At 57.3% G+C, this 7,947-nt stretch carries 5 protein-coding genes; 1 reads left to right on the plus strand and 4 read right to left on the minus strand.

Annotated features, from left to right (window positions below; genetic code table 11):
• The first annotated feature begins 24 nt into the window (after nt 1–24).
• On the plus strand, nt 25–981 hold the full coding sequence (locus HBO11_RS24765; protein ID WP_169954770.1) for an alpha/beta hydrolase: 957 nt from the start codon (nt 25–27) through the stop codon (nt 979–981).
• Nucleotides 982–1,048: 67 nt separating this feature from the next.
• On the opposite strand, the gene HBO11_RS24770 is transcribed toward HBO11_RS24765, so the two are convergent.
• The 4 genes from HBO11_RS24770 to HBO11_RS24785 form a co-directional block, all read right to left on the minus strand.
• Complete coding sequence (locus HBO11_RS24770) at nt 1,049–3,592, minus strand: TonB-dependent siderophore receptor (protein WP_169954771.1); 2,544 nt, start codon at nt 3,590–3,592, stop codon at nt 1,049–1,051.
• A gap of 245 nt (nt 3,593–3,837) precedes the next feature.
• The gene (locus HBO11_RS24775) at nt 3,838–6,324 is read right to left on the minus strand and encodes a TonB-dependent receptor (RefSeq protein WP_169954772.1); all 2,487 of its coding nucleotides are present in this window, start codon (nt 6,322–6,324) and stop codon (nt 3,838–3,840) included.
• A 107-nt stretch (nt 6,325–6,431) separates the two neighbouring features.
• Nucleotides 6,432–7,364 carry a FecR family protein gene (locus tag HBO11_RS24780; RefSeq protein ID WP_169954773.1) on the minus strand — a complete coding sequence of 311 codons (933 nt, stop codon included), beginning with the start codon at nt 7,362–7,364 and terminating at the stop codon, nt 6,432–6,434.
• Nucleotides 7,361–7,867, minus strand: a complete 507-nt coding sequence (locus HBO11_RS24785; protein ID WP_262377088.1) for an RNA polymerase sigma factor — start codon at nt 7,865–7,867, stop codon at nt 7,361–7,363. The genes HBO11_RS24780 and HBO11_RS24785 overlap by 4 nt, the downstream gene beginning before the upstream one ends.
• Nucleotides 7,868–7,947: the final 80 nt, after the last annotated feature.

The following is a 7,947-nucleotide window of genomic DNA, read 5'->3' on the forward strand; positions in this document are numbered from 1 at the left end:
GCACTACCTGATAAGGAACACGCAATGCCTCTGGACCCTGACCTCGAAGGTTTTCTGGAACTGGCCGAGATGGGCCGCCTGAGCGGCAAAAGCCAGCCGATGCACCAACTCACACCACAAGCTGCGCGTACCGAGTTCGACCTGACCTCAAAGATTCTCGACCCCAGCCCGCCCGGGGCGATCAGTGTCCACTCGTTACAGATCCCCACTCGCGACGGTCAACAGCTGGCTGCCCGCCTCTACCGCAAGACCGGTACAGAGCAGAGCGTGCTGCCGGTGATCCTGTATTTTCATGGAGGCGGTTATGTGGTCGGCAGTCTCGACTCCCATGACTCGATCTGCCGACGCCTGGCTGCCAGCGGCCGTCATGCAGTACTGGCGCCGGCCTATCGCCTGGCGCCTGAGTATCCGTTTCCTGCGGCAGTGAATGACGCTATAGACAGTGCAAACTGGCTCGCACGTCAGGGTGCCGAGCTGCATCTGGATTCACTTCAGGTGACCGTCGCGGGCGACAGTGCCGGTGCAACCCTGGCAACTGTCCTGGCCATCAGCGCCGTGCAACAGCCTGAAAATATGATGCTTATGCCCCAGGCTCAGTTGCTGTTCTACCCGGTCGCTGATACCCAGCGAACCCGCCCTTCCCACCAGCGTTATGGCGAAGGCTTCCTGCTGGAGAGCGAGACACTGCAATGGTTTTATCGACACTACACGCCTGACGCCGAGCAACGTGGCGACTGGCGTACCTCACCATTGCTGACCCAGGGACTGACTGCCTTGGCGCCGACCTATATCAGCCTGGCCGAATATGACCCTCTGTATGACGAAGGTCTGGAGTACGCGCAGCTTCTGAGGAACACGGGCACCCACGTGACCTTGCTGACACAAAACGGCCTGACCCATGATTTTCTGCGTATGTCCGGTATCACTGGAGACATTGCAGGGATTTACAGTGCGGTAGACAGTTGGCTGGACCAGCTTTAACCAGGTAAAAACAGGCAAAAAAAACCACCTCGATCGAGGTGGCTTTTTTGCGACGCCTAATGGGAACCTAGAACGTGCCGCGTACCGTCAACATGTAGTTGCGCGGTTCGCCATAGTAGTTACCGTACTCGGAAGTCTTCAGGGTCTCGAAGTACTTGCGGTCAAACAGGTTGTTGCCATTGAGGGCGACAGTCCAGTTTTCATCGACTTTGTACTCCACCATGGCGTCCCATACGGCGTAGCCGCCCTGAACCATATCAAAAGGCCGCTCATCGTAGACATCGTAGTAATTCTCCGTCGGATTTTTTCTGACTCGGTAGGCAGTCCCGCTGGCATAGCTGGCGCTCTGGATGTTGACACCACCACCGATTTTCCAGTCAGAAAGGCGATCAGGCAACGTGTACGCGGTCCACAACTTCGCCAAATGCTTGGGTGTAACCGTAGTGAGGAAAGTGTCCTTGGTACCATTGTCTGTAAGGTTCAAGGTGTACCCACCCATCACCATCCACCCAGGTAACACCTCACCACTGGCTTCAAGCTCAAGCCCCTTGCTGACGATCTCGCCTTGGGCGAGATAGCAGCAACTGCCGCCATACAAGACTGCTTCCGCCGCGTACCGCGGATCTTGAATCGCCTCCTTCTCTCGCTTGGTATAGAACAGCGCAGCCGAAACGTTCAGCGTTCCGCCGTAGAGTTCACCCTTAATGCCGGTTTCGTAAGTCTTGCCAACCATGGGTTCCAGGACTTTTCCAGAAGTACTTGGGCCTTGCAGTTGCTGGGCCTGGGGCTTGAAGATTTCCGAATAGCTGGCGTACGCCGACCATTCGTCATCAAGGGCATATACCAAACCACCGAAGGGAACCAACTTGGTGGGTTCACGATGATTACTCTGGGACTGAACATCCCAGGCGCCCGTACTATCATTTACGGTCTTGTAGGTCTGTTCGAACTTGTAGCGTTGCACTCTGGCACCGAGAATCAGTTTGAGCGGATCAGTCAATTGCAAGCGTAAGGTCGAGTACAAACCATACTGTTTACGAGTATTGGGGCTGTAGTCACGCTCCAGGGCACTACCGATACTGGAAGGCGGGAGTGCCGGTACATCCGGGTTGTAGACATCGATGGGATAGAACCCAGCCATGCCCCACGTCGAGCGCCAGCGACTGGTCACTTTCTGCGCATCCGCACCAATCAACAGCTCATGCTCACGATTGAACGCAGTAAATTTCCCGGACACGTTGGTATCAAACAACGACTGCTCGCTCCAACTTCTGACGAAACTCCCTCCCCAGGTAGCGCCTTCAAGGGTGATCGGGTCCGGAGCCCCCCATAGAAACACACCTTTGGTATCGGACTTGTTGAGGGTATTGGTGAAAGAAACGTTGAGTTTCCAGTCGTTCGCCAGATCCTGGTCGTATTTGGCGAACATTTCCTGGGTACTGATATCCGCATATGCCCAATTGGTCGTGTACCAGCTACTGCGCTTGAGTTTCAAATCCTCGCCGGTACTGAATCGAGGCAAACCATCCCCCGTGCCATTTTCATGGGTCTTCTCATAACGGCCACCGACGGTAACTCTGGCGGTGTCAGTCACGTCCGCCTCCAGTACCCCATAGATGAAAGGCTTCTCGGTACTACGCTTATCCATGAAGTATTGGCGGTCGGTATTGGCCACCACCACACGCCCTCGCAACTTGCCGTCAAAGGCCATCGGACCCGTTACATCAACTTCGCTACGGTAGTTGTCCCAGGAACCCGCCGAGGTATTGAACTTGAGTTGGAAGTAGTCCAGCGGACGTTTTCGCACAAGGTTGATAATACCGCCCGGATCACCAGTACCACCAAAAAGACCAGACGCCCCCCTCAGCACTTCGATATGGTCAAACTCGGCCATGTCATAGGTTTGGTTGGCATAGAACGTCCCTACACCAGAGCCGATGTCCATCGGCGAAGCACCATCAATCTGAATGTTATCGATGCGGAAACCACGAGAGATGAACTGCGGCAGGCGGTAGTTGGCATTTTTAACGGTGATGCCCGGCGTGCGTCGCATCGCATCGGACAGATCGACAATGCGCCGGTCTTCCAGAAGCTGCTGGGTGATGATCGACACCGACTGCGGCGTATCCTTCAAGCTGGTAGGCGTTTTGGAACCGGCACTGACAAGGCCGCTGGTATAGGAACCGGAGTTTTCCGTCATTTCTCCCATCCCCTGGCCCTGGATGGTGGTGGTCCCCAACTCCAGCGTTGTACTCGCGCCGTTTTCAGGGCTGAGGATAACCGTATTGTTTTCAATCCGAAAACTCAGGCCTGCACCTTTGAGCAGCGCTTCAAGCGCAACTGCAGGTTCCAGGCTGCCATTGACGGCGGTGGACTTCTTGCCCGCGACCATATCCGGCCCGAAAAGCACTTGCAGGCCGGTCTGCTTGCCCAGTTCGGTCAGCGCCTTGTCCAGCGACTGGGCTGGCACATTCACCTGTATGGGCTGGGCGAAAGCCACGCCGCAGACACTGAGAGCCAACCCAAGGACCGCCACCGACACGCAACTGCGGCAGGAAGAGAGGGGAGCACTGAAGAGTTTTTGCCTGAACCTTTTACTCTCGCGTTTCATTGTTTGGTTTAGCCCCAGATATGTCATTAATGTCGAAGGCCTCCCACTCTTGAGGCGGAATGACCTGAATTTAGTTAAACCGTCCAGACCCCACTCCCTGTTGCAGAGGGACGGTTTTGACTTGAATCGGTATCGAGCCATTAATGAACGTTCGGGATAAAAATAATTTAGAAGGATTCTCAATCACTTTGTAACAGAAACAAAAAAGGACATCTCACGATGTCCCTTTTCATTTCAAACCTTGCTTACCAGAAGGTACCGCGCAAGGTCAGCATGTGGTTGCGTTCATCGCCATACCAGTTGCCCGAGGACGGTGTCCCCAGTTTGCTGTAGTAATGCTTGTCGAACAGGTTATTGATGTTGTAAAGCACGCTCCAGTTCTCATCCAACTGATACTCGGCCATGGCGTCCCAGACGGCGTATCCGGACTGGCTGTATTTAAAATCGTAATACCGCTTTTGAGGGGCAAACCAGGTTGTCCCGCTGACATCCGTAGCACTCTGTAGATTCACGCCGCCACCCACCTTCAGGTCATTGAATACGCCTGGCAGACGGTAGGTAGACCAGAGTTTGACCTGATGCTTGGGTGTCACACTGCTGAACACTTTGGCTTGAGTGCGATTGCGGTTGTGGTTATAGGTGTAACCGGCCAGTACGTTCCAGTCCGGCAATACTTCGCCGGTGAACTCCATATCAACACCCTTGCTGGTTACCTCGCCTTGAGGTAGGTAGCAGCAGTTACCGCCGTGCAGCACACTGGACGCTTCGTAGCGAGGATCAAGTACTGCCTCGTTTTTACGGCTGGTGTAGTAAAGCGCAAACGACGTATTGACAGCCCCGCCCCACAGTTCTCCCTTGACCCCCGTTTCATAGGTCTTGCCCGTCATGGACTCGATAGGGCTGCCTGGATACGGCCCCATCAGTTTGGTTTGCTGTGGTTTGAAAATCTCGGAATAACTGGCGTATGTCGACCATTCATCCGTGAGGTCATAGACGATGCCGCCGTAAGGCACCACCTTCGTGGGTTCGCGAACAGAAACATCTGAATCAGTACCCCAGACCCCCTTGTCGCGAGAACGATAGAGTTGATCGAATTTATAACGTTGCGCACGAGCACCGACAATCAGGTGCAACGGCGCGGCCAATTGCAAACGCAGGGTGGAATACAGGCCGTACTGCACTTGGGTGTTAGGGCTAAAACGGTGGAAAAAATCTTTGTCGGTGTCGGGCTGTGGCCATGGTGCTGGGTTAAAGACATCGATTGGCACACCCGACCCAGTGGCCTGGGCAGTCCCCGCCCATGAACTGGTGATCTTCTGGTGATCCATCCCCACAAGGAGTTCGTGCTGCAACCCCATTGCCTCGAATTTGCCGGCGAGATTCACATCAAACAGCTTTTGATCGCTACGATATTTGTTATTAGAGCCCCCGGTATTTGGCCCTGTCATGGTCGCAGGATCAACCGCGCCAAATGAGAACGCGCTTTTGGAAAACCCTGAATCCAGGGTCTGGGTATAGGAAACGTTCCCCTTCCAGTTCTCGTTGAACTCATGATCGATCTTGCCAAAGATTTCCTGGGATCGACCATCCAGGTACGCCCAGTTCTGTGTCAGGCTGGCGCTTCGCGAAAGTCCTAGATCCCGGCCATCAAGGTAACGCGGCAAGCCCGTACCTGAACCCGTCTCGTGGATGCGTTCAGAACGCCCACCCAGGGTCAGTCGTGTGTCATCCGTGATATCCGCTTCCAACACCCCGTAGAAAATCGGCTTTTCCAGGGCGCGATCATCAGCCATGTATTGGCGATCCGTGTAGGCCGCCACCATGCGCCCACGAAGCTTGCCGTCAAACCCCAAAGGTCCGGTGACATCCATCTGCGTGCGGTAGTTGTCCCAACTCCCCGCCGAGACATCGATCTTTAACTGGTAGGCATCCAACGGGCGCTTGCGTACCAGGTTGATCATGCCGCCTGGATCGCCTGTACCGCCGAACAACCCGGACGCACCCCGCAAGACTTCAACGTGGTCATACTCCACCAGGTCGTAGCTCTTGTTGGAATAGAAACTTCCCGACGTGGTACCCAGGGCCATGGGAGCGGCACCGTCGATTTGAATGTTCTCGATGTTGAAGCCTCGAGAGGAGAAGTCTGACAACCGGAAGTTATTGTTGGTGACCGTAATACCTGGCGTGGTTTTCATCGCTTCGGCCAGGTCGGTCATGCGCTTTTCTTCAATAACCTTCGCAGTCACCACCGACACCGACTGCGGCGTCTGTCGCAGGCTGGTCGGAGTCTTCGAGCCGATACTGGTCAGGCCGGTAGTGTACGACCCCGAATTCTCCGTCATCTCCCCCATCCCCTGCCCCTGAATCGTGGTAGCCCCCAACTCCACCGCCCCTCCCTGCACCGGCGCCTTTTCAATCAAGATCACATCATCACTGAGCCGGGCGACCAGGCCGCTGTTCAGCAACAACCGGTCAAGCCCCTGCTGCACCGGGTAGTTCCCCTTCAACCCTTGCGACTGCTGACCCGCCACCCACTCGCTGACGACCATCAACCGCAACCCGGATTGCTCGGCAAAGCGCGTCAGTACCTGGTCAAGTTGACCGGCTTCGATATCGTAGGCCCGGTTGTCGGTCTTCTGCTGCTGCGCCGCCTGTGCCGGCAGGCTTATTCCCACGGCACTGGCCGTGGCTAGTGCCAGGCTCAAGGCGGTGTGCCTGATCAGATGCTGCATAACGCTCCCCCTGCTGAAATCAGCCAAATAAAAATCAATCTCAACAGGAAAGACGTCAGCCTTCTGAAACCCGACAGCGGCGGCCAGCGTATTTTTTGCGCACGGGGTTACTGTCGGGGCGAGTCGTCGCGCTCGATCACGGTCAGCCACGGCAGCAGGCGCACCCGCAGTGGCAGGGTGCGTTGCAGCAGTTTGAGTTGGGCGTCGGTATCGTCGGTGGCGATGATGCCGGTCACGGGCAGGTCGCGCAGGCTGTTGTCGCGGACCCAGATCACGCCGCGATGGTAGCGGCCCAGTTGCTCCAGCACCTCGCCCAGGGGTTGGCGGTTGAACACCAGTTTGTCGCGGCGCCAGGCCGTGGCGGTGCCGACATCGACCGGCTGGGTGCGCGCGTGGCCGTCCGGGCCGTATTGCACCGCCTGCCCGGCCTCGACATCGGTGGTCTGCGGGTCGCCGTCCAATGTCACGCGCACGGTGTGTTCGGTGACGACCATCCGCACCTGCTCGCCCTCGCGTCGCACGTCGAAGCCGGTGCCCAGCGCGCGCAGGCTGCCGCGCCCGGCGCGTACTTCGAAGGGGCGTTGGGTATCGGGGGCGACCTGGACGAACAGTTCGCCGGTATACAGATGCAGCACCCGGCGACCACCTTGCATGTCGATATCCACCCGGGTGCGCGGCGCCAGTTCCAGGTGTGAGCCGTCGTCCAGTGTGACGCGGCGGTGCTCACCCAGGCCGGTCACCTGGTCCGCCATCCAGCCGTGTTGCTCCGCCTGCCAGGACAAGCCGCCCGCCAGGCTCAATGCGACGACCAGCCCCAGTTGCAACAAGCGGCGTGACGATCCAGGTGGGCGCTCCAGTGCGCTGCCCAGGCTCTCCCACAGTCGTTCCGCCGCATGGGCGGCACGCTGGTGTTCGGGCGAGGTTTCGCACCACAGCAGGTAGGCATCCCAGGTCGGTGCCTCGGGGCTGCCCGAATGCAGGTCGACCAGCCACTGCAACGCCTGCTCGGTCAGCAATGGTGAAGGTTTTTCCAGTGTCACTCGGTCATCCCAAGACGCCGGGCGCAATGCAGCACCGCGCTCATGATGTATTTGCTGACCATACTGGGAGACACCCCGAGTTGCTTGGCAATCGCCGCATGGCCCAAGCCGTCGAGGCGGTTGAGCAGCAAGGCCTGGCGGCTGTTCTCGGACAATTCTCCCAACGCCTGCTGCAACAGCTGCAATTGCTGGCGCATTTCCACCAGTGCCGCAGGGCCCGGGCATGGGTCGAGCAACTCGTGTTGCACATCCTCCAGCGAGTCCATCGGCCCGCGCCGTGTGCGGCTGCGGCCCAGGTCGATGATCAGGTTGCGCAATACGCGAATCAGGAAAAAGCGCGGATTGGTGATGGTATGGGTGCGCTGCTGCCGGTCCAGGCCGACGTAGCGCACGAACGCGTCCTGCATGAGGTCGGCCGCCATTTCCCGGTCGCCCAGCCGACGGTAGGCAATCTGCTGCAGTTCGCGATGATAGAGGCGAAACAACCGATCCAGATTATCCAACGCACACTCCATGGGCATCCGTGTGCAGGGCACACATAGGGGGCGCTAGACTACAATTTATGAGAATCGTTCGCAACAGC

The sequence above is a fragment of the Pseudomonas sp. WS 5010 genome, assembly GCF_012985565.1.
Taxonomy (GTDB): Bacteria; Pseudomonadota; Gammaproteobacteria; order Pseudomonadales; family Pseudomonadaceae; genus Aquipseudomonas.

Bases quoted from the DNA above. Each gene is read 5' to 3' on its own strand.
- HBO11_RS24765 (WP_169954770.1), top strand. From the start codon at position 25: ATGCCTCTGGACCCTGACCTCGAAGGTTTTCTGGAACTGGCCGAGATG.
- HBO11_RS24770 (WP_169954771.1), bottom strand. From the start codon at position 3,592: ATGAAACGCGAGAGTAAAAGGTTCAGGCAAAAACTCTTCAGTGCTCCC.
- HBO11_RS24775 (WP_169954772.1), bottom strand. From the start codon at position 6,324: ATGCAGCATCTGATCAGGCACACCGCCTTGAGCCTGGCACTAGCCACG.